This is a genomic window from Neobacillus sp. MER 74 (assembly GCF_023714155.1).
On record NZ_JAMAUV010000014.1, the window covers coordinates 28923 to 55637 of the forward strand.

18 protein-coding genes and 1 pseudogene are annotated in these 26715 nt (G+C 41.9%); 15 read left to right on the forward strand and 4 right to left on the reverse strand.

The window, feature by feature from the left end:
- The first annotated feature begins 21 nt into the window (after window positions 1-21).
- The 12 genes and pseudogenes from M3610_RS19765 to M3610_RS19825 all read left to right on the forward strand — a co-directional run bounded on the left by M3610_RS19765 (window position 22) and on the right by M3610_RS19825 (window position 19724).
- A complete protein-coding gene (locus tag M3610_RS19765; RefSeq protein ID WP_251461666.1) occupies window positions 22-1902 on the forward strand; it encodes a beta-N-acetylhexosaminidase in 1881 nt (626 codons plus the stop codon).
- A gap of 25 nt (window positions 1903-1927) precedes the next feature.
- Window positions 1928-5038 carry an alpha-mannosidase gene (locus M3610_RS19770; protein ID WP_251461669.1) on the forward strand — a complete coding sequence of 1037 codons (3111 nt, stop codon included), beginning with the start codon at window positions 1928-1930 and terminating at the stop codon, window positions 5036-5038.
- Between the two features lie 495 nt (window positions 5039-5533).
- Window positions 5534-6463: an ABC transporter permease gene (locus M3610_RS19775; RefSeq protein WP_251461672.1), complete on the forward strand. Its 930-nt coding sequence runs from the start codon at window positions 5534-5536 to the stop codon at window positions 6461-6463.
- Between the two features lie 159 nt (window positions 6464-6622).
- Window positions 6623-7501, forward strand: a complete 879-nt coding sequence (locus M3610_RS19780) for a carbohydrate ABC transporter permease (RefSeq protein WP_251461847.1) — start codon at window positions 6623-6625, stop codon at window positions 7499-7501.
- Between the two features lie 23 nt (window positions 7502-7524).
- Window positions 7525-8977: pseudogene (locus tag M3610_RS19785) on the forward strand (ABC transporter substrate-binding protein).
- A gap of 108 nt (window positions 8978-9085) precedes the next feature.
- Window positions 9086-10888 carry a sensor histidine kinase gene (locus tag M3610_RS19795; protein ID WP_251461681.1) on the forward strand — a complete coding sequence of 601 codons (1803 nt, stop codon included), beginning with the start codon at window positions 9086-9088 and terminating at the stop codon, window positions 10886-10888.
- Entirely contained in the window at window positions 10881-12389 is a 1509-nt protein-coding gene (locus tag M3610_RS19800) for a response regulator transcription factor (RefSeq protein ID WP_251461684.1), read from the forward strand. Before M3610_RS19795 ends, M3610_RS19800 begins: the two co-directional genes overlap by 8 nt.
- A gap of 17 nt (window positions 12390-12406) precedes the next feature.
- The gene (locus M3610_RS19805; protein WP_251461687.1) at window positions 12407-13819 is read left to right on the forward strand and encodes a glycoside hydrolase family 1 protein; all 1413 of its coding nucleotides are present in this window, start codon (window positions 12407-12409) and stop codon (window positions 13817-13819) included.
- 2 nt (window positions 13820-13821) lie between these two features.
- Window positions 13822-14766, forward strand: coding sequence for an ROK family protein (locus M3610_RS19810; protein WP_251461690.1), 945 nt, complete (start codon window positions 13822-13824; stop codon window positions 14764-14766).
- Between the two features lie 20 nt (window positions 14767-14786).
- Window positions 14787-15653: an ROK family protein gene (locus M3610_RS19815; RefSeq protein ID WP_251461693.1), complete on the forward strand. Its 867-nt coding sequence runs from the start codon at window positions 14787-14789 to the stop codon at window positions 15651-15653.
- 488 nt (window positions 15654-16141) lie between these two features.
- Complete coding sequence (locus tag M3610_RS19820; RefSeq protein WP_251461695.1) at window positions 16142-17896, forward strand: ABC transporter ATP-binding protein; 1755 nt, start codon at window positions 16142-16144, stop codon at window positions 17894-17896.
- Between the two features lie 7 nt (window positions 17897-17903).
- Window positions 17904-19724: an ABC transporter ATP-binding protein gene (locus tag M3610_RS19825; RefSeq protein ID WP_251461698.1), complete on the forward strand. Its 1821-nt coding sequence runs from the start codon at window positions 17904-17906 to the stop codon at window positions 19722-19724.
- Window positions 19725-19816: 92 nt separating this feature from the next.
- Here M3610_RS19825 and M3610_RS19830 read toward each other — a convergent pair whose 3' ends face one another.
- Both M3610_RS19830 and M3610_RS19835 read right to left on the reverse strand, forming a co-directional pair.
- Complete coding sequence (locus tag M3610_RS19830; protein WP_251461849.1) at window positions 19817-20950, reverse strand: ROK family transcriptional regulator; 1134 nt, start codon at window positions 20948-20950, stop codon at window positions 19817-19819.
- A gap of 375 nt (window positions 20951-21325) precedes the next feature.
- Window positions 21326-22825, reverse strand: coding sequence for an MFS transporter (locus M3610_RS19835; protein WP_251461701.1), 1500 nt, complete (start codon window positions 22823-22825; stop codon window positions 21326-21328).
- Window positions 22826-23272: 447 nt separating this feature from the next.
- Here M3610_RS19835 and M3610_RS19840 point away from each other — a divergent pair, with 447 nt between their 5' ends.
- The gene (locus M3610_RS19840) at window positions 23273-23497 is read left to right on the forward strand and encodes a hypothetical protein (RefSeq protein ID WP_251461704.1); all 225 of its coding nucleotides are present in this window, start codon (window positions 23273-23275) and stop codon (window positions 23495-23497) included.
- Between the two features lie 58 nt (window positions 23498-23555).
- Here the strand turns inward: M3610_RS19840 and M3610_RS19845 are convergent, their stop codons facing one another.
- On the reverse strand, window positions 23556-23693 hold the full coding sequence (locus tag M3610_RS19845) for a hypothetical protein (RefSeq protein ID WP_186328945.1): 138 nt from the start codon (window positions 23691-23693) through the stop codon (window positions 23556-23558).
- A 206-nt stretch (window positions 23694-23899) separates the two neighbouring features.
- Between M3610_RS19845 and M3610_RS19850 the strand changes: the two genes are divergently transcribed.
- The gene (locus M3610_RS19850) at window positions 23900-24181 is read left to right on the forward strand and encodes a hypothetical protein (protein ID WP_251461707.1); all 282 of its coding nucleotides are present in this window, start codon (window positions 23900-23902) and stop codon (window positions 24179-24181) included.
- 298 nt (window positions 24182-24479) lie between these two features.
- Here the strand turns inward: M3610_RS19850 and M3610_RS19855 are convergent, their stop codons facing one another.
- A complete protein-coding gene (locus M3610_RS19855; protein WP_251461710.1) occupies window positions 24480-24692 on the reverse strand; it encodes a hypothetical protein in 213 nt (70 codons plus the stop codon).
- A 239-nt stretch (window positions 24693-24931) separates the two neighbouring features.
- Here M3610_RS19855 and M3610_RS19860 point away from each other — a divergent pair, with 239 nt between their 5' ends.
- Entirely contained in the window at window positions 24932-26371 is a 1440-nt protein-coding gene (locus tag M3610_RS19860; protein WP_251461850.1) for a flavin monoamine oxidase family protein, read from the forward strand.
- Window positions 26372-26715: the final 344 nt, after the last annotated feature.

Genomic DNA, 26715 nt, shown 5'->3' on the forward strand with positions numbered 1-26715 from the left:
AAGAAAAAAGGGGAAATACAAGTGGAACTGTACTTCAAGGGGGACATATCTGCTGTCACGGATGGTCTCGAGCTTGTTTCTAAACGATTAAAGATTCAACTCTCTACTGATGGATACCCAATACAAGTCAAACATCAGCAAGGACCGTTAAGGGTTGTGAATAAAAACGGCCACGGAGAAATTTCATTCGAAAAGCCGATTCATTTTTTCCGGGCGCTTGGCTTGTGGCTGGAGAATTTTCAAAAAAACAATGAATTCGATATCACCGAGAATCCCCAGTTCAACATGAGCGGCGTGATGCTGGATGCGTCAAGAAATGCGGTTCCCACCGTTGCGGACGTAGAAAAGCTTCTGCAGCACATGGCCGTCATGGGATTAGACACCCTGATGCTTTATACGGAGGATACGTACGAGGTCAAGGAATATCCTTATTTTGGATATATGCGCGGAAGATATACATTTGAGGAGCTCAAAGCTTGTGATGAATATGCCGCGAAACTCGGAATTGACATGATCCCTTGCATTCAAACCTTGGGCCACTTGCGGGAAGCTCTGAAATGGAATTATGCCTCAGGCTTCAGAGACACCGATGATATCTTACTCGTGGATGAGCCCCAAACGTATGAGTTTTTAGAGAGCTGTCTAAAAGCGGCTTCCGGGCCATTTCGAACCAAACGGATTCATATTGGGATGGACGAGACGTTTCAGCTGGGCCTAGGAAAATATTTGGAGAAGCATGGCTATGAAAAGCATATTGATCTCATGAATAGGCATTTGCAAAAGGTCATCGCTATTACCGATAAGCTGGGTCTGAAACCGATGATTTGGAGCGATATGTACTTCCCGCTGTTTGCCGAAAACAGCCCTTATAAGGATGAAAACGGCCGCATCCGCCAAGAGATTCTTGAAGGGATTCCGGATGTGGAGCTTGTTTATTGGAACTATTACCGGAAAGAACAAGAAGTATACGAACGAGATTTTCAACACCATAAGCTGCTCGGCTCCACGCCGATTTTTGCCGGCGGGGCTTGGACATGGAATGGACTGGTGCCGAACTATGGCAAGGCGATTGCGACCACGGTGGCGGGACTGGCCGCCTGTAAACAGGAAGGGATCGGCGAAATCTTTGTCACCTTGTGGGGGGATAACGGGGCCGAAACGCCGTTTGCAACAGCCTACCCGATCTTGCAATTATTTGCCGAGCACACTTACCAAAAGGACGTGTCTATTGAAAAGGTGGCCGAGCGTTTTGAATTTTGCGGTGAGGGGCATTTTGCCGATCTTATGAATTTGAAATTATTAGATGAAACACCGGGTGTCATGGAAGATAACATGAATACCTCGATGACCTCGAAAGTGCTCTTATACCAAGATAGTTTAATAGGCTTATATGATGAGAATGTCCGCGGCCTTTCTTTAGGGGAGCACTATCAGCAGCTGGTACCCGTGCTTGAAAAAGCTAAACGAGAAAATCCAGCCTGGGAAGCTCTGTTTGATTTTTATGAACAGCTGGCAAGGGTGCTGGCTGACAAAGCGGAAATCGGCCTCAAGATCCTAGCTGCGTATCAGAACAACGATTTTGAACAAATGAAATCCATTCTTGTGATTTTGAATCGAATCCAAGTGAATGTGGACCTATTAAGGCAAAAGCACCGAAACGTCTGGTTTTCAGCGTACAAGCCATTTGGCTGGGAAGTGATCGATATTCGTTATGGGGGTGTGATGACCCGGATGGATTCCGTCAAATACCGGATTCAGGAGTGGCTTGAGGGCAGGATTCCCCGGATCGAGGAATTGGAAGAAAAACGGCTGCGCCATGATGGGCCATGGGAAATCGTGGAGGGGCTGGTAGGCGGTAATGTCTATCATCGGATCGTCACGGCTGGCAACTTTTCATTATAAAAACTAGTGATAACGAGGTGAAAGCATGTTCTTAACAGAAAGAAAATTTGAAGAGCGCATCAGGGAGTTAGAGGGTTACCGGTACCGGGATATGACGGTGATCAACTCATTTTTCACCCAGGAGGATGATGGTTCGATTGGTGCCTATCCACCTGCTGTGTATGATGAACAAAAGGTGATGAATATCGGCGACTACTGGAAAGGCCGCGATCGCTATATTTGGCTTCATGCTGAGATCGATACTCATTTGTCCAATGCTGATCAGCAAATTGTCGGTCTGTTCTCGTTTGGAAAAACGGGCGGGGGCAATAATTCAGGCTTTGAGTCGCTTTTATTTGTCAATCGTAAACCCTATCAGGGTGTCGATTCCAATCATGAGGAAGTGCTCTTCGATGACGAAACGGCCAAGGGGCCGATGCGTTTGGATTTCAGGCTCTGGTCAGGACTTGAGGGTGGAGGAGTTCCGATAGAAAATGAATTTAAACTGCAAATGGCCGCGATTGGCTGGCTGGATCGCCGGGTAGATCATCTCTATTACACGCTTTTAGCCGCGTATGAAGTATTAAAGGAAACAAGTGAAACAGAATCCGCTTATACGGTTTTGAAAAAGTTGATTTCGGACGCGCTTCAGTTCATTAATTGGACCGAGCCCGGCAGCCCTGAATTTTATCAGTCCTGTTATGGGGCGGAGGAAAGCCTGACGGAGGCGATTCAGTCCTTTACCAAAACTTCAGACATCACCATTCATACTGTCGGCCATACCCATATTGATGTGGCTTGGCTTTGGCGGTTAAAAAATACACGGGAGAAGTCGGCTCGTTCTTTTTCAACGGTCTTGCATTTAATGAAGCAATTCCCTGAATATTTATTTCTGCAAACACAGCCTCAGCTCTATGACTATATCAAAACAGATTATCCTGAGATTTACGCTCAAATAAAGGAACGAGTGGCAGAAGGTAAATGGGAAGCCGGCGGCGCGATGTGGCTTGAGTCGGACTGTAATATTCCGAGCGGCGAATCGCTTGTCCGCCAAATCCTGCACGGGAAGAATTTTTTTAAAGAAGAGTTTGGCGTCGATTGCGAATATTTATGGCTGCCGGATGTGTTCGGCTACAGCTGGGCGCTGCCGCAGATTTTAACCAAATCAGGCATTAAAACCATGATGACGACGAAAATTAGCTGGAATCAGTATAACCGGATGCCGCATGATACCTTTTACTGGAAAGGAATCGATGGTTCCGAGATTTTAACGCATTTTATTACGACGCCGGAGCCATGGAATTCCCCGGACTCTTGGTTCTATACGTATAATGGCTTTATTACCGCGAAAACGGTGAATGGCACATGGAAGGGTTATCGTGATAAGGATTTATCCAAAGATTTGCTTCTATCTTATGGATATGGTGATGGCGGCGGCGGTGTTAATCGGCATATGCTTGAAATGCGCCGCAGATTTGATGCGCTCCCGGGAATGCCGAAGGTAAAAACGTCGACAGCCGGAGAATTTTTTGAAAAGCTTCACGAAAATGTGGCCGAATCGGATGGCTATATCCATAAATGGGATGGCGAGCTGTACCTCGAGTACCACCGGGGCACGTATACCAGCCAGGCGTTTATGAAGCAGATGAATCGGAAATTGGAGCTCTTCTACCGACGGGCTGAATTCCTGACTTCATGGCTTTCTGAAAATGGCCAATGGTTGGGAACGGACGAACTGAAAAACGGCTGGAAGATTATTTTGCGCAATCAATTCCATGATATTATTCCTGGCTCCTCTATCCATGAGGTGTATGAGGATGCCAAAGAGGAATACAAGGAAGCGCACGAGCTAGTTCGCAATGTGGAATCCCGTATCATTGAGCACGGAATCGAACAGGATGACCGCTCTGTCGTACTATTTAATGCGACCCACCTTAAGTGGAAGAAAAATGTGGCGGTCCAGCAGTTTGCTGATTTTGCCGGAGGTGTTTGGAAAAACAGCGAGGGAGAAATCTTACCCCATCAAAAACGGGATAATGGCTGGTTGATTGAAGTTGACACCCTTCCATCCTTTGGGGCGAAGACGTTATATTTTGAACCGGCGGCAGCCGTTCAGGAAACGAATTCGAATTTCAACTATCAGGATCGGAAATTGGAAACCCCGTATTACTTGGTTGAATGGAATGAATTTGGTCAACTGACGTCCCTCTTTGATAAGGAAGCAGGCCGTGGGGTTCTTGCTGAGAATCAAAAGGGGAATATCTTGCAAATTTTTGAAGATAAGCCGCTTGCCCATGATGCTTGGGATATCGATCTTTTTTATCAAGAAAAAATGGAAGAAATCCGTGATTTAATCAGTTTTGAAGTCGTGGAAAATGGGGAATTGACATTTACAATTCTGGCTAAGTGGACGTATCACCATTCTGAAATCTCCCAGCGGATTGTCTTTTATCATAATGACCGCCGCATTGATTTTGAAACAACGGTGGACTGGCATGAAAAGAGAAAACTGCTGAAGGCGGCTTTCCCCGTGGATATTCGCGCCACCGAGGCCACGTATGATATTCAATACGGAAATGTGAAGCGCCCGACTCATTGGAATACGAGCTGGGATATGGCTAAATTCGAAACGGTCGGCCATCAGTGGGCTGACCTGTCAGAACCAGACTATGGGGTAAGCCTGCTGAACGATTCAAAATATGGCTACGACATTAAAGAACACATCATGCGGATCACTCTATTAAAATCAGCGATTCATCCTGATCCACAAGCAGATCAGGGAACCCATTCGTTCGTTTATTCGCTTTACCCGCATATCGGGGACTGGCGCAAAGCGAAAACGGTGGAGGCAGCGTGGGATTTGAACGATCCTGTTGTGGCTTCTGAAGGGAAATGGGCAAAGGAAGAGTCTTTTCTCGAAATGGATTCAGACCATGTTTGGATTGATTCTATTAAGCCGGCCTATGATGGCAACGGCATCATTATCCGCCTTCATGAATATGAAGGACGCAGAGGCAAGATTTCTTTGGATATTCTCACAGGCATCAACTCATGGGTAGAGACCAATTTGATGGAAGAACCTATTGGAGAGGCATCGGCATCGCCGATTGAGTTTGAAATCAAACCGTATGAGATTAAGACTTTTCGAGTTTTATAGGATTAGGCTGTGTTAATGGTGCTTCGTTATTAAAAGACACAAGAATTGACGTATGAATTGGCATACGTCTTTTCTTTATTTATCAAGGTTTCTGAGAAATCAGAGGGTCCGCCCGCACTTATCGATTGGTTTGGAATCAGGTTAATCACCCGAGTGGATAAATAGGCGGAAAAATTCCGCTTAATTCGTAATTATGATTAAAAAAGGCTTAAATAGCCGGAGAAATTCCGCCTATTGATTCGAAAAACGTGTCAATATGAGATTTTTCATTGCATAAGCGGAAAACTTTCCCTTATTTCCCCCAAAACGAGCTCCATTTTGCATTTAACCGGAAAAACTCCGCTTATTTTACTTTTGCCAGGATCTTTCATCTGATTGTACTAAATTCTAAGATTTTTGCACTTAATCCCAAATTAGTCAACTATAATTAGGTCTCCTTTCCCTATAAAATAAAGGTATGGAAGTGCTTACATAACACTTGGAGGGAGGAGAAACATGAAAAGGATATTTAGCGATCTCTATAAAAATCGAGTTTGGCTGCTTATGGTGTTACCGGGAACAATTTGGCTGCTCCTATTTTCGTATTTGCCGATGTTTGGACAGGTATTGGCCTTTAAAAAGTTCCGAATTGATCCCGATGGATTTTTTGCCAGCGTCATGAATAGTGAATGGGTGGGCTTTGACAACTTCAAATATTTATTCAGTACAAATGATGCCTGGATCATTACCAGAAATACCATCCTCTATAATCTTGTTTTTATCGTATTAGGGCTGATAACGGCGGTTGCAACAGCTGTCTTGCTCAGTGAGTTAATCAATAAGAGGCTGTCGAAGGTTTACCAAACTTCTATCTTGTTCCCGCATTTTATTTCATGGGTTATCGGCAGTTATTTTGTCTTCACTTTCTTAAGTACGGAACACGGTTTGTTAAATCATATTCTGGGCTGGTTCCATGTCGACCCAATCTCGTGGTATAGCGAATCGAAATATTGGCCAATGATTCTCGTGTTCATGAGCATGTGGAAGGGCGTTGGTTACGGCAGTATCGTTTACTTAGCCTCCATCGTCGGGATTGACCGGACGTATTATGAGGCAGCGATGATTGATGGTGCTTCAAAATGGAAGCAGATTAAACATGTTACCCTGCCAATGCTTAAGCCATTAATGATTATCCTCACCATCATGAATATTGGGCGGATTTTCAACTCGGATTTCGGATTATTTTATCAAGTGCCAAGAGATTCGGGAGCTCTCTATGGGGTGACCAATGTCATTGATACCTTCGTATACCGGGGGCTGATGAATCTGGGGGATATCGGCATGAGTACGGCTGCAGGTCTATACCAATCGGCTGTTGGATTTATCCTCGTGATCATTACCAATTATATTGTCCGGAAAGTGGATGAGGAAAGTGCCTTGTTTTAATGTTCATTTCTTTAAGAAGGGAGGAAAAGTCGCCCGGCGGCTATTGATATGCCAAAACTAGAACAAACCCAATCAACGCTTCTTGTTTCAAAACCAGTAGAAGAAATAAATGAGGGGAAGCCTAAGGTTGTTAGGAAGAAGTATCGGAACCCCCAACATATGCATCCGGCTGCAAATGCTATTATTAGTGTGCTGCTTGGGATTCTTGCATTTACGTGTATCTTTCCTTTTATCTATGTCATTATCATTTCGTTTACAAGTGAGGAAAGTATCGTCAGGAACGGTTTTCAATTGATCCCGAAGGAATGGAGCTTGGATGCTTATCATTATCTCTGGGGGATGAAGGAGTCCTTTTTCCGCTCCTATGGTGTCACGATTTTTATTACCATTGTCGGTACCATCATCAGTGTATTCATGATTACCTTTTATGCCTACGCGATTTCAAGACCGCAATTTAAGTATCGCAGATTTTTCACATTTCTCGCATTCTTTACGATGCTTTTCAGTGGCGGACTGGTGCCGACTTACATCGTGGTCACCCAGTTCCTGCATTTGAAAAATTCCGTTTGGGCACTGATCCTGCCGCTTGCGATGAATGCGTTTTATATTATCATTATGAGAACCTTTTTCTTAAAATCTGTTTCTGAATCGATTTTGGAATCGGCAAGAATCGATGGGGCAAGTGAATGGAGAATCTTCTACCAAATCATCTTCCCGCTTTCTTTACCGGGAATTGCCACCATTGCCTTGTTCAGTACATTGGGTTATTGGAATGACTGGTTTACGGCCTTGCTTTATATTGATAACCCTAATCTGGTGCCGCTTCAAGCTTTACTCATGAAAATTGAGGCAAATCTTGAATTTATGAGAAAAAATATGGATGTCGCTATCATGCAGACAAGTTTATTTGATACGATTCCACAAGAATCAGCCAAAATGGCTATGGTTGTAATCGCCACCTTACCGATCGCAGTCTCGTACCCGTTCTTCCAAAAGTACTTTATTAGCGGACTGACGATTGGCGGCGTTAAAGAATAATCAACAGAAAGAGGAGAAGAGGAATGAAGAAAAAGAAGTTAGGCATTATGCTCGCATCCCTACTGGCAGCGGGAACCCTTCTATCTGCCTGCACAAGCAAAGACAGTTCCACATCAGAAAAGGGCGGTAAAGATGGACAGCCTTATGAAATTAATTGGTACACGATTGGAACTCCGCAAAAAGATACTGAAAAAGTTTTTGCAGAAGTCAACAAGTACACAAAGAAAAAAATCAATGCCACAGTGAAAATGACGCAAATTGACTGGGGTGATTGGGATCAAAAATCACAGGTGATGATCAATTCAGGGGAACCGTTTGATATTATTTTTACCAATGGGACCTCTTACGTTCAAAATGCCCAAAAAGGTGCCTTTAAGGACATTGACGGTATGTTAGAAAAAGAGGGAAAAGAGCTTAAAGCAGCTCTCAACCCGGCCCTGTTAGAAGGAATTAAGGTCAATGGAAAAATTTATGGCGTTCCTACGAATAAAGAGGCTGCCAGACAATCGGTTTATACCTTTAATAAACGTCTTGTAGACAAATACCACTTTGATCTTTCCAAAGTAAAAAGCTTGGAAGATCTTGAACCGATGCTGCAAACGATTAAAGAGAATGAACCTAGCGTCACGCCAATGGCAACATTCAAAGCCTATCTGCCATACGATTATATCTTTAATAATGAAATGCCATTTGCCTTTGCGATGGAAGGCGATCGAGACCATGTGATTAACCAATTTGAATCTAATTTAACTATGGAAACCTATAAAACTATGCATCAATATTATAAGGCTGGATTCCTTAAAGAAGATGCAGCGACAAGTAAAGACAGCTGGCCAATGGATGTAGAAAACTGGTTTGTCCGCATGGGTGATTCTCAGCCATATGCTGATTTATTATGGTCTCGCTCGGCTAAGTATGATGTTGTTTCTGTTCCTGCGGAAGATCCGATTACCATTAATGATTCTGTATCCGGTTCCATTCAGGCGATCTCAGCGACTTCCAAGAATCCTGAGAAAGCAATGGAATTCCTTACACTGCTTAACACAGACCCATACCTTCGCAACCTTGTTGACAAAGGGATAGAAGGCGTACATTACGAAAAGAATGACAACGGAACGATTAAAGACCTTCCAGCACGTATCGATCGTTATAATGTTCCATCTTATTCACTTGGAAACTTCTTTGTTTTGGATTTGTATGAAAATGACCCTAAAGATAAGTGGGCTAAATTCGAAGAGTTTAACAAATCTGCTAAAACAGCACCATGGTTTCCATTTTAACAGCGATCCAGTAAGATCTGAGCTTGCATCCATTACGAATATATCAAAAGAATTCTATCCGGCATTGGCAACAGGTTCTGTTGACCCAGAAGAGTACTTGCCAAAATATAATAAGAAGTTAAAAGAAGCTGGAATTGACAAGGTTTTAAAAGAAATTCAAAAGCAATTTGACGATTGGAAGAGCAAGCAAAAATAAGCACAAAAAAGTCAAGCTGGGTGGGAAATCTCAGCTTGATTTTATTTGAAACCGTAGTTTCCGGTGGTAGACTAGAAAAAACAATAAGTATCATTTGAGGACATCAAAATGGGATTAAGAAGAAAAGGACGTTTTACTCAAAGAATATTTAATAAACTATTCTTGGCATCATCTATCACTATTATTTTAACCATCATTGTTTTAATCGTTACGATTACGAACTATTACTCGGAAGTGATTGTTCAAAAAGAAGTGAACGTCAATACCAGAACGATGGAGCGGGTGGAGGATTATTTTTCCGCTAAAGATGCAGATATTAATCGGTCCAAAAGGGATTTCTATGTGAACGGGGAAGTCATTGATGATATGTCCTTTGCCCTTCAAAATGGGTATGCGAAATATTTGGAATACCGTCTCGACAAATTTTCGGAGGGCAAGTCCTTTGTACCGAATAATATTGATACGTATTTCAATGCCTATTTCGGTCAAGATAGCGATATTAATGCGATCAGTCTGCGTTCGTTGGAGACCCCAACTGTCGAATACCTGCTCATTTTTCAAAATTTACGATGGAATAAAAGCATCATCGATCCTTCCGGGCATTTAGGCAGCCTGTATCTATCAGAAGAAATTCCTAATCTTGGCAGGCATGGTATTCCACGAAGCAGGCAGCTAAGAGATACGTTTACCAAAAAGATTGTCGTTAACAATCCTGTGACCTTGAAAAAAATCGGTGAGATTACTATTTTTTATTCTACCAATCGTCTAGACAAAATGGTCAAAAAGCGTGATGGAGTGCCTGCTTCCTTTTTTATCATGGATGCGGAAGGCGAAATTGTTTATTCCGTCAATAAGGGGGATGTTCCCTTAGATATGATCAAACAGATAAAGCCGGAAACCAATGAGAAAAAAATAAAGTGGCGAAATGACCATTTTTATATCAGTACCATTGCGAACCAGGGGGATTATTCGTATATCAGTGTGATTCCCGATCGAGGGTGGCAAAAGCTGACAATTGTCAGGGGAACGATGTGGGGGGTCATTATCTTCTTCATCAGTATTTCCATTTTAATTTCCTATTCGTTTACTCGAGATTATTCCAGGCGAATTAATAAGATTGTTGCGATTATTCGGCAGGTGGAGAACGGAAATCTGGATGCCAGGATACCGGAATCCAAGCATGAGGATGAATTATCCAGGATTGCTGTTAATATCAATTCGATGTTAGATGAATTGAATAATTATATTGAACAATTTTACCTGTTAAATTTAAAGCAGCAGCAAGCGGAATTAAAAGCGCTTCAGGCCCAAATTGATCCTCATTTTTTATTTAATACGTTAGAGGCGATACGGATGGTGGCTGTTGTAGAGGGTTCAAAAACGTCTAGTAAAATGATTTTCCATTTATCTAAGCTATTCCGCTATTCGTTAGAGTCAAAAGACACGGTGCCGTTATATACAGAAATTGAATATGTCAATCAGTATTTAAAATTAATGCAATTTAAATTCCCAAACAAACTACAGGTTGATATTCATATTCCTAGTGACGTGGAGCAAACACCTGTGCAAAAGCTCATTTTGCAGCCGATCATCGAAAATTATTTTGTTCATGGTTTTAGAAAAAACCGTACGGACAATGAGTTGCACATTCGTGCCACTCAGCTTGGGGAAATGTTGGAAATCACAGTGGAGGATAATGGTAAGGGGATAACGGAGGAGGATCTTGCGATGATTGTCCAGCATCTTAATTGTGAAGAGGGAGATGAAATGGATTCCATTGGATTAAGAAATATCCATCAACGTTTAAAACTGAAATATGGAGATACATTCGGTATTTCTGTGAAAAGTATCAATGATAAGGGAACGATTGTGACACTTTCTATTCCAGTAAGAGGGACCAGCCATGTATAAGGTGCTTCTTGTGGATGACGAGCCATTAATTACGATCGGCCTTCAAGCCCTCCTGGATTGGGAGGACTATGGGTATGAAATTGTGTCGCGTGCCGAGAGCGGGGAAGAGGCGCTTGCTTATCTTAAAGAACATCCAGTCGACCTCCTTATTACAGACATATTAATGGGAGAAATGTCCGGTTTAGATTTAATTGAGGAAGCGAAAAAAATCCAGCCGAAGGTGAAATGTATTATTTTAACTGGTTACCAAGAATTCGAGTATATTAAGCAAGGTCTGTTATTAGGGATCGAAAACTATTTAGTCAAACCAGTGGATGAGGAAGAATTATTAACGACCGTTCAAAATGTAGGCCGGAAAATGAATGCCGTGTCGGGCGGTAATCAGGCACAGGAACCGTCCACCCTATTGGATAATACCTTGTGGCGGTTTTTGAATGGCGAGATTGAGAAGAACGACTGTCTGGAAAGATTGTCACTATATGATATCCAGTTTACTCAGCCGTATTATGCCGTTTCGATTTTAAGCTTTGAAAACTATGACCGTGTGGAGATTTTAAAGGGGCTCAGAACCTTTATTGAGGAATATTGCGGAGCCGTTTGTTTATTCAGTCCCAATCAAGACTTGGTCATTATTTTAGGGAGCGAAAAGGAAAAGGACCTGTATCGATCTAACCAAGGCCTTGTCGAGCAGCTAAAGGATGAGGAAAGAGAGGCCGGTTTATTCTATTTAGCGATGGGAAAGCCGGTAACAACGGTAGACGAATTAGAGGAAAGCTTTATGAGAGCAAGGGAATACAGCTTATTGCAGCTATATTCCTGCCCAAATGTACTTCTTTCCGAACATTTGACGATTGATAAGCATGAAGAATTAAAAAAACAGCAAGAATTTAAAGAAACGATTGTCAAGCAGCTATTGAAAGCAGAGGGAGAAGTGATTCAGCGGATTGATTCTTTTTTTCAGGATCTCACCAAGCATTCCAGCTTTATCTCCCCGCCAGCTGCCAGAAAATATATCGTTGATTTACTTTCTTATATTCATTATTCGCTGCAGCCGGACGATCTTTCCTATCATACAGCTGCCATCGAAAGAATCGTGTATAGCTCTGATATTGACGAGATGAAGGCCATTTTGAAGGAATATTGCCAGGAATTAATTTTTTCCATCCATAAGCAAGTTAATAATCGCAGTCCGATTGTCCAAAATGTCCTTGATTATATCCATGTCCACTATGATGAAGGGATTTCGTTAAAAACATTGGGCCAGCAGTTTCATGTTAATGCCATCTATTTAGGGCAATTATTTCAAAAAGAAGTAGGGGCGGTTTTTTCAGAATACCTAAACCGATACCGATTGGAAAAGGCAAAGGAGCTCCTCAAAACCACCCATTACCGTGCAGGTGAAATTGGCAAAAAGGTCGGGTATTCGGATACAGCTTATTTCTATAAACAGTTCAAAAAAAGTGTGGGAACGACACCAAGTGAATGGAGAAAAATTAAATAACAGGATGGTGATCATCAATGAATAATCGTTTGCAAGAGGATAACCTTACCTATCGTTTTCCAACAAACTTTTGGTGGGGAAGTGCCGCATCAGGCCCGCAAACGGAAGGCGCAGCGCTGGTGGATGGAAGAAAGCAAAGTATCTGGGATTATTGGTACAGCATGGAACCTGCTAGTTTTCATCAGGGGGTGGGCCCGGAACATACATCGGATTTCTATCATCGGTTTAAAGAAGATATCCAGCTGATGAAAGAAACGGGCCATAACTCCTTTCGAACCTCGGTTCAATGGTCACGTTTGATTCCGGATGGAACGGGTGAAGTAAACGGGAAGGCCGTTGCCTTTTACAACCAGGTCATCGATGAATTGATTGCTCAAGACATCGAACCATTTATGAATTTATACCATTTCGATATGCCGATGTGCATGCAGGAAAAAGGCGGCTGGGAAAGCCGGGAGGTCATCGACGCCTATGTGAATTATGCGGAGACCTGCTTTCGCTTATTTGGCGACCGTGTGAAATATTGGTTTACCTTTAATGAACCGATCGTCCCGGTTGAGGCCGGGTATTTATATAATTGGCATTATCCAAATATAGTAGATTTCAAACGGGGGGCAACGGTTGCCCACCATACCATTGTGGCCCATGCGAAGGCCGTAGAAGCCTTTAGAAAAATGAATGTGGACGGGAAAATCGGCATTATCCTCAATCTCACCCCCTCTTATCCACGGAGCCAGGATGCCGAAGATGTGAAGGCTGCCCATATTTCGGATCTGTTCTTTAATCGCAGCTTTCTTGATCCGGTCACAAAGGGGGAGTATCCCCGTGCTTTGATTGATATTTTAAAAGAAAGAGACCTGCTTCCAGCCGTGGAGGCCGGTGATTTGGAAGTGATTCGAAATCATCCGATTGATCTATTAGGCGTGAACTACTACCAGCCGCGCCGGGTGAAAGCGAAAGAGAAGCCTGAGCCGGAGAATGCTCCATTTATGCCGGAACATCTCTTTGATCCGTATAACATGCCAGGCAGGAAAATCAATCCGCACCGTGGTTGGGAAATCTGCGAGGAAGTGATCTATGATATTATGATTGACCTTCGTGACAACTATCGTAATCTGCCATTCTTTATTTCGGAAAATGGAATGGGTGTGGAAGGGGAAGAAAAGTTCCGTCATGCGGAAGGGTTTATTGAGGATGATTATCGAATTGAATTTATCCAGGAACACTTGAAATGGGTACATAAAGCGCTGGAAGAGGGAGCGAATTGCCTGGGGTATCACCTATGGACCTTCATGGATAACTGGTCATGGACGAACGCTTATAAAAACCGATATGGGTTAGTGGAAGTAGATTTGCAGAACCATCTCACACGAACGGTTAAAAAATCAGGGAAATGGTATAAACAGTTGTCCGAAAACAATGGGTTTTAACCATGAAATGGGCAGCGGACGAAATTGAGGTGAGTCGGTTGAAAGCGTACATGGTATTCGATGTGGGCGGCACCTATGTCAAATATGCTGTGATGGATCAAGAAGGAAAGAAATTAGAAAGTGGGAAGTTTCCAACTCCTTGTGATGGAATAGAAAGTTTCTTGCAAAAACTTAGCCAAGTAACAAAAGAATATTCGAATTCATTTGAATTGCAAGGCATTGCTTTAAGTTCACCCGGTGCGGTAAATGTTAAAACAGGATTTATTGGCGGTGCCAGTGCGATTCCGTATATACATGGAGTTTGTATGACAGACCTCATAGGGGAGCGAACGGGTTTTCCGGTATCCATCGAAAATGATGCCAATTGCGCCGCTTTGGCGGAAGGATGGTTAGGTGCAGCAAAAGGCACGGAATACTATATTTGTATTGTCATAGGTACAGGAATTGGCGGCAGTATCGTCATGAACCAATCGATCTTACGCGGCGCATCTCTCCACGGCGGGGAGTTTGGTTACATGATTATGGGAGCACAGTCTAAAAACCCGCTTGATCAAACCTGGAGCAAGACGGCTTCGACCCATGCTTTAGTGGAGGAGGTTGCCAGGAGAAAGTCACTGGCAAAAGGAACGTTGAACGGGGAAGAAGTATTTCGTTTGGCCGAAGAAGGGGACACAATTGCCAAGGAGAGTATTGCAGAATTTTATAAACGGCTCGCCATCGGAATTTATAATTTAAAATATGCCTTGGACCCGCAAAAAATCCTCATTGGCGGCGGCATCAGCAAGCGGCAGGAAGTGATTGACGGGATCAATCGTGAATTGAAGAGATTAAGGGACGACATTTCAACGTTGCGAATAGAAGTGCAAGCCTGTCAATTTGATAATGATGCAAACCTAATCGGGGCATTGTTTCATTTCCTGAAAGGCGCAGGCCGGTTTAATGACTAATAGATTAGGAGGAACTGCGAATGCTTGGTGGAATTGAATCTGGCGGGACAAAATTTGTTTGTGCCGTTGGAGACGAAAAAGGAACAATATTGGACCGAATTCAAATCCCTACCACTACCCCGGATGAAACGATTCCGAAGGTCATTGAATTTTTTAAAAAATACCCGATCGAAGCGATTGGAATTGGCTCGTTTGGCCCGGTTGATGTTAACCGGGAAAGCCCCACATACGGGCACATCACGTCTACCCCAAAACCAGGTTGGAAGGATTATCCGTTTGTGCAAGGGTTTGAGGATGAATTTGGGGTTCCCATCGGATTTCATACGGATGTGAATGCCGCCGCGTTAGGCGAGGCGACTTTTGGTGCAGCTAAAGGGATGGATAGCTGCTTGTATATAACAGTTGGAACAGGAATTGGAGCAGGAGCGCTCGTTCAGGGGCAGATGCTTCAGGGGCATTCTCATCCGGAAATGGGGCATATTTTGGTTAGGCGTCATCCGGAGGATCCATATCAGGGGCGGTGCCCGTACCACGGTGATTGTCTGGAAGGATTGGCGGCCGGCCCTGCCATTGAAGGGCGCTGGGGGCAAAAAGGAATAGAGTTAGTGGACAGAAAGGAAGTATGGGAATTAGAAGGCTACTATATCGCCCAGGCACTGATGCAATATATTTTGATTCTTTCACCGAAAAAAATTATCCTGGGCGGCGGCGTCATGAACCAGAAACAGGTATTCCCTTCGATCTACCAGCACTTGAAGGAATTTCTCCGTGAGTATGTTTCATTGCCAGAGCTGTCAGAATATATTGTAAGCCCTGGTTTAGGCAATGATGCCGGGATTATAGGGGCGCTTTTGCTGGCCGATCAGGCATTGACTAAAGAGCCATAAATCATATTAATAGAAGAAACGTGCCGCCACGTTGAAGGGTGGTACGTTTTTTTTGTGTTGTATAGGAAATTATAAAATAATTTATTGTGGATAATTTCAAATGGCTCTCTGAATCCAGCTCCAGCGCCCAGCGGCTAGTGTACTTCGCTCTCCACCCTACGATAAGTCAACATCGAATCGCTCCGCTCTTCGTGTTTCCTTTATCTCGGTTGGAGCGCTCCAGTCCATACGCCGCTAAACGGGCGCTTGCGCTTTTTGTTAAAAGACTTTATTTTAACCAATGAATCTATGGTTTTGCCAATAGGAGGGAGGGAATCGTCCTGCTAAACTATTGGAAAGGTTTACATGAATGCCGGTTTAGGGCACGAAAGGGGGAGGAGGTTTTCAAAAATTGAAATAACCTAATTTAACGATTTTCGAAATATTTCTCACTTTAATCTATATAAATGTAAGGTATGTAAATTTTTGGGTTACATAAGGAGGAAAAAATGTTCGTTTTTAAAAAGTTGAAGCTGTTTTATCTTCCTTTTAAAAAGGATTTTATCTGGTCGTTGCTCTTTATGCTGCTTGTCGCTGCGATTACCGTCATCTATCCGGTCATTTTGCAGGTAACCATTGATGATGTCGTACTTGGGCGGAAATATGACTGGGTGCCGTGGATTGCCTTGGGATTTATCGTGATCATGGGGGTAAAAGCCTTCTCAACCTTCATTCAGCATTATTTGGCAGATATGTTCGGTATTAAATCCGTGTACCTGCTCCGAAATGCTCTCTATGAAAAGTTGCAGCGGCTATCCTTCAGCTATTACGATAACGCAAAGACAGGGGATTTAATGTCCCGTTTGACTGCGGATGTGGAAGGTTTTCGTTTTTTTGTATCCTTCGGCTTTAGCGAGGTCCTTCGCTTTGTCATTGTCGTGGGGACCAGTCTTTGTGTGATGTTCTATTATTCCGTTTCCTTGACTTTGGTCACGATGATGTCCCTGCCTTTTTTAAGTGTGGTGGTTCATAAGTTCGATCGAGCCGTCCACCCGGCGTTCCGTGGGATTCGCGAATCGTTCGGCCGCTTAAATACCATGGTGCAGGAAAATATTAACGGGATCCATACGGTTAAAGCCCTGTCAAAAGAAAAGGAGGAAACAAAGCGCTTTAACTCCTCCAATCAGGAGTACAGGACCAAGCAGCTGGCTACGTCGGTGGTATGGTCGAAATATTTTCCGCTGATGGAGCTGATCGGCAATATTTCCGTTGTCGCTTTGCTTGCCTATGGCGGATTTCAAGTGATCAGTGGAGCGTTAAAGCCCGGGGAGCTAGTCGCCTTTTACAGTCTTGTTTGGTATATTATTTGGCCGATTATGAACCTGGGATTCACCATCAATATGTTCTCACAGGCAAAAGCTTCCGGCGAAAGGCTTCTTGAAGTATTGGAAGCAGATGAATCGATTATGGATAGCGATGACATCAGAAATAGCGGCAGATTGGCAGGAAAGGTGAACTTTGAGCAGGTCACGTTCCACTATCAATCGGAAGAGGCGGCCGCGCTTAAGGAAATCACCTTTTCCGCGCCTCCTGGAACAACGATTGGGCTTATTGGTGCAACAGGTTCTGGGAAAACCAGTATGATTCAGCTTCTGTCCCGTTTTTATGAACCGACGGCAGGAACGATTGTGATTGATGATCAACCGATTCAGGAATACGGGTTGAAAATGCTGCGTTCGCAAATTGGCGTTGTCTTACAGGAAACCTTTCTGTTTTCATCCACGATCAAGGCCAATATAGCGTACGGAAGACCAGATGCGGCGCTGGAGGAAATTATCGATGCGGCCAAACGGGCCCAGGCTCATGATTTTATTATGGAGCTGCCTGATGGATATGACACGAAGCTGGGGGAACGGGGAATGGGGCTCTCCGGGGGGCAAAAACAGCGGATTGCGATTGCGCGTGCCATTTGCATGAATCCGGCGATTCTCATCTTAGATGATTCCACTAGCGCGGTCGATATGGAAACGGAATTTCATATTCAAAAGGCCCTTCGAGAAGTCATGAAGGGGAGAACGACGTTTATTATTGCCCATCGTATTTCTTCACTAAAGCATGCCGATGAAATTTTGGTGCTGGATCAGGGAAGGATCATCGAACGCGGCACACATGAACAGCTGCTCGCCCATGGTGGAGCGTACCGGCGTATCTACAATATCCAATATCAGGATCAGGCAGCAATTTTGCAAAAGGCGGGAGGATAAGTGAAACATGGAGGAACAACGAAAGAAACAACTCATCCTCGAGCGGTTTCATTACTCTCAGGATGAAGTGATAGATAAATCGTTTAACTGGCAGCAGATGTGGCGCTTGCTGCAATACTTAAAGCCATATACAAAAAATTTACTGCCCCTTTCGTTTATGACAGTGATCATTTCAACCGCCATCCGTTTAATCATCCCGATTTTAATTGGCGTCTATACCCTTGACAAGGCGATTGTTGAAAAAGATACCACCTTATTGCTCCAGCTGATTTTCATCATTTCAGGGTTGTATGTTTTATCCTATTTTGTCAATTTGCTAAGAATCCGCTGGATGAATAAGCTTGGGCAAAATGTTATTTATGATTTGCGGCAGCATTTGTTTACACATGTACAGTCCTTATCACACAGGTTCTTCGACCAGCGCTCGGGCGGGTCGATTCTTGTGCGGATTATGAATGATATTAATTCCCTGCAGGAGCTGTTTACAAGCGGAGTGATTAATCTATTAACCGATTTTCTCCTATTGCTGTCGGTTATTATTATCTTATTTTCTTTGAATGCCAAATTAACGATTGCGATTATGGTAATTTTGCCGATCATGTTTTTCATCTCCACCAGCCTGCGAAAAAAGATTCGGCTGCAGTGGCAATCAGTTCGGCTCGTTCAGTCGAAACTCAATTCCCATTTAAATGAAAGCATTCAAGGCATCCGCGTCACGCAGGCCTTTACCCAGGAAAAAGAAAACATTCAATTTTTTAAGGGAGTCAACCAGGAAAACTTTGATACGTGGAAACAAGCAGTCCATAAAAATGCCATGTTTGGACCGTTTGTCGAGGTCACCAATGCATTGGGGACAGCCATTCTCATCTGGTACGGGGCATTTCTTGTTTCGGGTGGTGAAAGTACAATCGGGGAATTTGTCTCCTTTGCCTTTTATTTAGGGATGTTCTGGGAGCCGATTTCGCGACTTGGCCAGCTGTATAATCAGCTGTTGATCGGAATGGCCTCTTCGGAGCGGATTTTTGAGTTTTTAGATGAAAGACCGCTGGTGTCGGAGGCCTCCAAACCTATGATTCTCTCTTCTATTAAAGGGCAGATTGAGTTTGAGGATGTGGAATTTTCCTATGATGGATCAAGAAAGGCATTAAACGGTATTTCTTTTTCGATAAAAGCGGGAGAGACGGTTGCGCTTGTCGGCCATACGGGCTCCGGGAAGACGACCATTGCTAACTTGGTCAGCCGCTTCTATGATGCTACCTCGGGTGTGGTCAAAATCGATGGGCATCCCATTCATGAATTGTCGATTGCGGGTCTGCGCTCGCAAATAGGTGTGGTCCTGCAGGACACGTTTATCTTTTCAGGTACGATTATGGAAAATATTCGTTTTGGAAATCCGGGAGCCAGTGACAAGGAAGTGATCGCTGCCGCGAAGGTAGTAGGTGCCGATTCGTTTATTCACCAGCTTGCGAATGGCTATCAAACCGAGGTGGAAGAGCGGGGCAATATCTTGTCGGTGGGTGAGCGTCAGCTCCTTTCTTTCGCCAGGGCCCTTCTCGCTGGGCCAAAAATTCTCATTTTGGATGAAGCCACCGCCAGTATTGACACGGAATCAGAGGTCAAGATTCAAAAGGCATTAAGAACGTTATTAAAAGGAAGAACCGCCATTATGATTGCCCACAGGTTATCAACCATCCGGGAAGCCGACAACATCCTGGTTCTTGATCACGGACATATCCTGGAGCAGGGAAATCATGAACAGCTTATGGCTAAACAAGGAATCTATTATGAATTAGTGAAAGCCCAATACAAAATGCTTGATCATGGGTGACGAGAAGTGGGACCATGGGGACGTTCTTGTGCTAGAACCGTCCCTGTGGCATTTAGGCATTTTCTCCCCGCTGCGGGGGGACTAACCCGTTTTTACTCGGCTTTAATAAAGTTCTCAACAACAAAAGCAGAAACACCTAATGCGCTTGAATATTTTCCAAGCCGTGAAAAATCCAAGTGCAGCCCCTTTTGATGGAGCGTAAGAGTGTGTTTTTCAATCGTAGTCCGAATTGGCGGCTCCATCCATTCTTTTGCCAACGCTAATCGATTGCCGATGATGACCTGATCGGGGTTAAAGGTGTTAATAATATTATTAATTCCATAACCAAGGTACTTACCGATTTTTTCAAAGTGACTCTTGGCCATTTCATTACGACCCTCAGCCAACTGAATCAATGTCTCAAGTGAATCAAAGCCGGGATTTTCCAGAAGGGCATTTTCAGAGGCATATGCTTCCCAACAGCCTCTGCTCCCACAGCTGCAAGGCTTTCCATTGAGATCAATAATGATATGACCCATTTCACCGGAGAACCCATTTTTTCCTTGATATAATTCTTTGTTTATGATGATTCCAACACCGATTCCGATTCCAGCACTTATATAGATGATGTTCTGATAATCTTGACCCGCACCGAATTGTTGTTCACCAATCGCCCCAGCATTCGCCTCATTTTCAATGATTACGGGAACATGGTATAAGTCCTCAAGGTCCTTTTTTAATCCAATGTTGGTCCAGCCTAAGTTTGGAGCTAGCAGGACCGTTCCATTTGTGTTCACGATCCCAGGCACAGCTACACCAATCCCAACGATTCCATACCTGCTGTTAGGCATCTCATCTATGATCGACCCAATCATATCTTGGATTTTGCTTATAATCGCAGGGTAGGGGGTTCGGTTAACGCTTTCATGTTTCTCTAACAAAATATTCCCTTTTAAATCCGTCATCACGCATAGAATGTAATTCACACCGATATCAATGCCAATGGCATATCCGACCGTCTTGTTAAAATGCAGGATCACAGGTCGCCGGCCACCGCTGGATTCCCCGGTGCCGGATTCGTAAATAAGTTTCTGTTCCAATAACTCATTTACGGAAGAAGACACTGTTGCTTTATTCAACCCTGTTATTTGAGCAATATCAGCTCTTGATATCGGCTCTTTTTCAATAATCATTTGTAATACAAGGGCTTTGTTATTTCTTTTTACCGTTTGATGATTCCATGTCATGGTTCCCACTTTATAAAAAACTCCTTATCTAGTAGTAAATCAATTTTAACACAAAACTTTGTTTATTTATTACACAAACTTACTAATGCATGGCTAAACTAGCTTTTTTGGATGGAAGAAACGAAAAGGTCTGCAAACGTACTCGCATCTGTATAGTAGGCATAAGGCAGAGCAAAGGGTGGTTGTAAGAAACAGTTAGTCTTTTAAAAAAAAATTAGCATCTTAGTTTGTTAAATGGACAAACTAAATGAAACGTGCTAAATGGCGGCTTATTACTCCAGCACTTTCCTATGAGGGCCGGTAAAAAATACAAACCCACTCAAACGAAAAAGAGTGGGTTTGTATTTTTTATAGTATCTATTTGTGACTCACAGTTCAGATAGTTTTTGCTTTGGCACGAGAAGCATCGAGTTGCTTATTGATAGCTTCGACGTCTTTATCTGATAGCGGGTAAAGAGCCATCACAATCATTGAAACGATAGCAAGCGCTGCTGGAATCCAGATAGCTGTGATATTGATACCGGAAAGAGCACTAGCTGTTTGCTTCACCGCATGTCCATCGAAGCCATAGGCAGCAAGGAACCAGAGTGGAACGGCACCGCCAAGAGTGAAGCCAATCTTGAAGAAAAGACCCATGATCGCGTTAATGATCGCAGCGTTACGTTTGCCAGACTTCATTTCACCATAAGAGACAACTTCGGGAACGAGTGCCCACATGAAACCAGTTGCTGAAGTAAGACCCCACTGTTTGATGAAGGTTGAAATATAGGCAAGGGTGAGTGAATCGTGCATGCCATCTAACGACCATACCCAAGTAAGGATTTCACCAACAACAAACATACCAAGGAAGAAATGGAAGAATCCCTTTTTACCGAAGATTTTCCTTAATTTTGGCCAAAAGACTGGGAAAGCAATACCAGGGATGGAGGCGATGAGACCTACTGCACCCATCCAGTCTGAGTGGTTGACCGTGTATTGGTTAAAGAAGCCATTCACTGTGTTCATGAAGAACATGAAGGTGAAGGCAAGCATAAAGAATAGACCTAGAATAACGAGTGGTTTGTTGTTCTTCAATTCAACGAACAGGTCGGTCGCTTTCACTTCTGCCGATTGTTCCGCGGTTGCGACCACGCGTTCTTTTGTAAGACGGTAGCAGAAGAACAGCGCCACAGCACCAAGTACCATGTAAACCATGTAAACCCCAAACCAAGCGTGACTTGCAGATGCATCTGTATACGTACCCATGTTGATCTTGAGACCAAAGAAACCTGTGTCCTTGGCCGAACGGTCTAATGGGGATGCCATTTGAACAAACATTGGAAACAGTGTGTAAACCAAGAGGTTAGCAATATTAGCCAACATCATTCGAGTAGTTGTGATTTTATCTACGGATTCAGGGTCACGTGTAAGTGAAGCATTGAGCGAGCCGTAAGGAATGTTAACCACTGAATAAACCAAGTCGAGCAGAAAGTAAGTGATAAAGGCGATGGGCACTGAACCACGAATGGCTGGAATTGGAACAAAGAGCATCGCTGATAAGATAATAAGTGGAATCCCTGCAATTAGAAGCCAAGGACGATATTTTCCGTTCTTGAAGGTATGTTTATCGACGTAGGTACCAACCATCGGATCCCAGAATACGTTCACGATACGGACAAACAAGAAGATGAACCCAGCTGCTGCCGTACCAATGGCATTAACGGTCGTCAGATAGAGAGCTAGGAATCCTCCAACTGTACCAAATACGAGGTTTTGGGCAAAGTCCCCAAGACCGTAGCCAATTCGTTCAGAAAGGCTGAGCTTATGGTATTCGTTATGTTGAATGTTTTGAGTGTTTTTGTTCATTTGTTTAACAGTTGATTCCATTAAAGCCATGTCAGTCAAATCTCCTTTTTAGCAAAATTTTCAATCACTTATCCGCTTACATTACTAGATATTGGTAGTATCGTCTTTTGGAAAAATTGAATCCCTCAAATCTTTTTAAGCCGTTAACCGCTTTCAGAGATGGGTAGAAAATGGTAACCCTTGTTAAAGTGAATTGCTGCATTCGTTAACGATCTAGAAATATTTTACAAACTTAGTTTGTTTATCGGATAAACTAAGCTTTGAGTTAATAGTAACACATGTCTTTTAAATGAACAATATACAAGTTAATAAATTTTTTTGAAATAATAAAATTAATATTAGGCTAAGCGAATTATTTGAAATCAGTATCGATGAGTTAATAAAGGGAGACAGTTCCTTCCAAAGTAAAATCAAAGTTAAAGGGGGGAAAAGAAGGAGTGAAACAATTAAAACAAAGTTTTGGTGGTGGAAGTGTTTATGCATCATAAACTACAAGAAAACTCATCCCCTGAAAGAGATAATACTAATTTTTGGTTCCCTGGGCGCTGGATTGGGGGCCTATCCTTAATCATTGGACGGCTCTTATTACTAGCGGCAGCTCTTCTCAGGATACAATTTCATTTTTTCTATGAAGCGCAGCTCGCTGCTTACGCCGATCATCCTGTACTATTTCTTGTTGTGCTTACGGGAGTTGAAGAATAGGACGCATTTGAACGATATTATGACATAAAAAATCCCCTCAAGTTTTTCTTGAAAGGAATCACGTTTGCTTTGCGTTTTCAAGTTTTGATTTAATTTGGTTATTTTGAGATATTATGACACTGCTAAAAATAATTGTTGCTACAAAGCCTAAAAGTGAAAAAAAGACAAAAACAGCCAAATTGGTATTATCACGCATAACAGGACCTCCCTTTAGTAATAAGTATAGTTTGTATAAAAAAACCATTTACTATTCGTAATTGCATTCTTCGAGGAAAATGTGCAATAGAACAAAAGGACTTGTTCCACTAACGGAGCAGGATAGTTAAACAAGAACAATGTAAATTCATAAATGATTAATTGACGTAATTTACATATACTATTAAGTATTAAGGAGATGAATAAATGGAAGAAGATTTTTATTTCTCAAAAAAACACTTTATAAGTGGTTTGCTGATGCCGAAAAGTATAGGTGGTTTGACGATGAAAAGAGGTGATGTATCACTTGCTAAGATTAATGATGTGTGGGAAAAATACACAGAATCTGTACCAAGAGGAAGAAAACCTTTGTCAAATCATGATGATCTAGTTTGGATTGGTGGAGGGAAAGATGTGGAGATTGAACGGGAGCAACTTTCACAAGAACAGATTGAAACTCTCATTATAGGAATGAAAAATAATCATTAATTCTAAGTACGAAGATGCTTTTATATAGAAGAACTGATAGTCAGCTGCCATACTTGGCGGCTGTTTCTTATTGAACTAGGGATGCAGGATAGTGAATATGAAGAAATAAAGGTGAGTTAGTTTAAGATATCATAGGAAATTTTAGCTATCGGTGTAGTAAAGGTGACTCAAAAATGACCTAATTAATCTTAGGGATTTATTGAACCAAGGGGTAAAGTAAGGATGTTGCGACAGCGGGGTTGAAAAATTAAATACCTTGAAAACCGCTTGTGTTTCACCCCAAAAAAAAAGCACCCGATTATTCGGATGCATACTTAATTATTCCGTGTAAATAAACTGAGTATTCTCGTAGTACACATTCTCTTAACTTGATTTTTCCTTCACTAACTAATTCTCCAACCAATTCTTCAATCTTTTTTACATCTTCATTTGTAGCTTTAGGAATCTCTGTTGAAAACAAATTACTTCGACTGGCATTGTGTAGTTTCTTTAATAATTCAACTTTATTCATTGGGTCATCCCCTTTACCTATAGGATTCGACATAAAGGAGGTACTTTCCTTTAAGTTGTTTCACAAACGGGGCAGGTTAGTAAAAGAAGGAATCGGTTAAACGTCCATCATGTAGTATGATTAATGAATTTAATCCTAGTTAATAGTCTACTTCGATTTACTACCGAATAAACATTTTATTGGTAGGTATTTTTTGGGAAGTAGAGGTGATATCTTTGATACAAAAATTACTGCTTTCTATGGAGCAAATGATTTACATAATTCAAAATGGGTTACAAAAAACGAATTCACCAAAGGATGTAACCATTATAGGTGCTGGGATATCTGGTTTAGTTGCTGCTTCACTCTTAAAAGAAGCTGGACATCGGGTTACCATTATTGAAGCAAATAACAGAATTGGCGGAAGAATTTACACAAAAAGGGAACCTTTTATTAATAATCAATATATAGATCTTGGGGCAATGCGTATACCTTCATCTCACCATTTAGTTTTTGAATATATAAAAAAATTTAATTTACAAGTCAACGAATTTATTAATAGCACCCCTAATGATCTGATTTACATCAATAATATATTAACAAATGAAAAAAATTATAGAACAAATCCAGACCAATTAAGATATAAAGTCTACCCAAGTGAAAAAGGAAAAACTGCAACAGAGTTACTATTATTAGCAGTTGGTCCAGTTATTGATTTTATAAACCAAGATCCCGAAAAAAATTGGGATATAGTTATTAATAGGTATGATCATTTATCAATGGCTAACTTTTTAAAATATAACCCTGTGGGTGTATCCTTATCTGCTGAAGCAATCGATATGATTGAAACGATGGTCGGATTAGAAGGATTTTCTGAACTTGCATTTACTGCAATATTAAGAGAAGTTTTAGTACTCCTTACAAAGAACCTAAAACTTTATGAAATTTCAGGGGGTACTGATCATCTTATTAATGGATTTTTACCACAACTAAAAGACGATATTATTACTAATCAAAGAGTAAAAAAAATTATTCAACAAGAATCAAACGTAACAATCTATACAGAAAATCAAATACTAAATACTGAGCATCAACTTACAAGCGACTTTGTAATTTCAACAATTCCTTTTTCTTTATTGAATTTCGTAGATTTACTTCCCTTTGAGTCTATTTCATATGACAAGAGGAAAGTTATTAGAAAGATACATTATGCAAATTCAACTAAAATAGGACTTCAATTTAAAACTAGGTTTTGGGAAAAATATGGGTTATATGGAGGGAAAATAACAACCGATTTACCAATCAAGTTTGCATATTTTCCTAGTCATGGTCAAGAATCATCGGACAGTACAGGGATTATGTTAGCTAGCTACACATGGGAAGACGATTCTAGTATTTGGGATAATATGACACAACAAGAACGTATTAAAATTGCTTTATATAATCTTTCGTATATATTTGGAAATCAAGTGTTTACGGAGTTTTTAATAGGATATTCACATAATTGGTCTGAATTTCCTTATTATGGAGGAGCATTTGTCATGTTTAAACCCGACCAAACAAAAGAATTAGGTCAACATATTAGTACACCAGAAGGGAGAATTCATTTCGCAGGATCACATTCATCTACTACACCAGGTTGGATTCAAGGCGCGATTGAAGCAGGAGTTAGAACAGCGTATGAAGTTAATAATAGGTAAGTTTTATTTAAATATCAAAAGATGAACTTCTACAAAAAGGTCATCTTTTATTGATAATTAGAGTATTTATTTAAACAGATTACTGAATATAAAGGATTTTCTTATTCAACTAGCGCATGCGTTAGTTTAAAAAGAACCGGAATTTTATAACAAAGAAAACTCGCCAATTTTGGGGCGAGTTTTGCTTTTTTTATGCCATTTACGATGTCAAAAGGACTGTCATTTCTGTGCATTTTTTTATTAATGCACCTCAAATCGGAACTTTTACAAATTTGAAATCGGCGCAATTACTAAAATTAACTTTTATTTTTGTAGGTTTTTCTTCATAAGTTGAGTGACAGGCA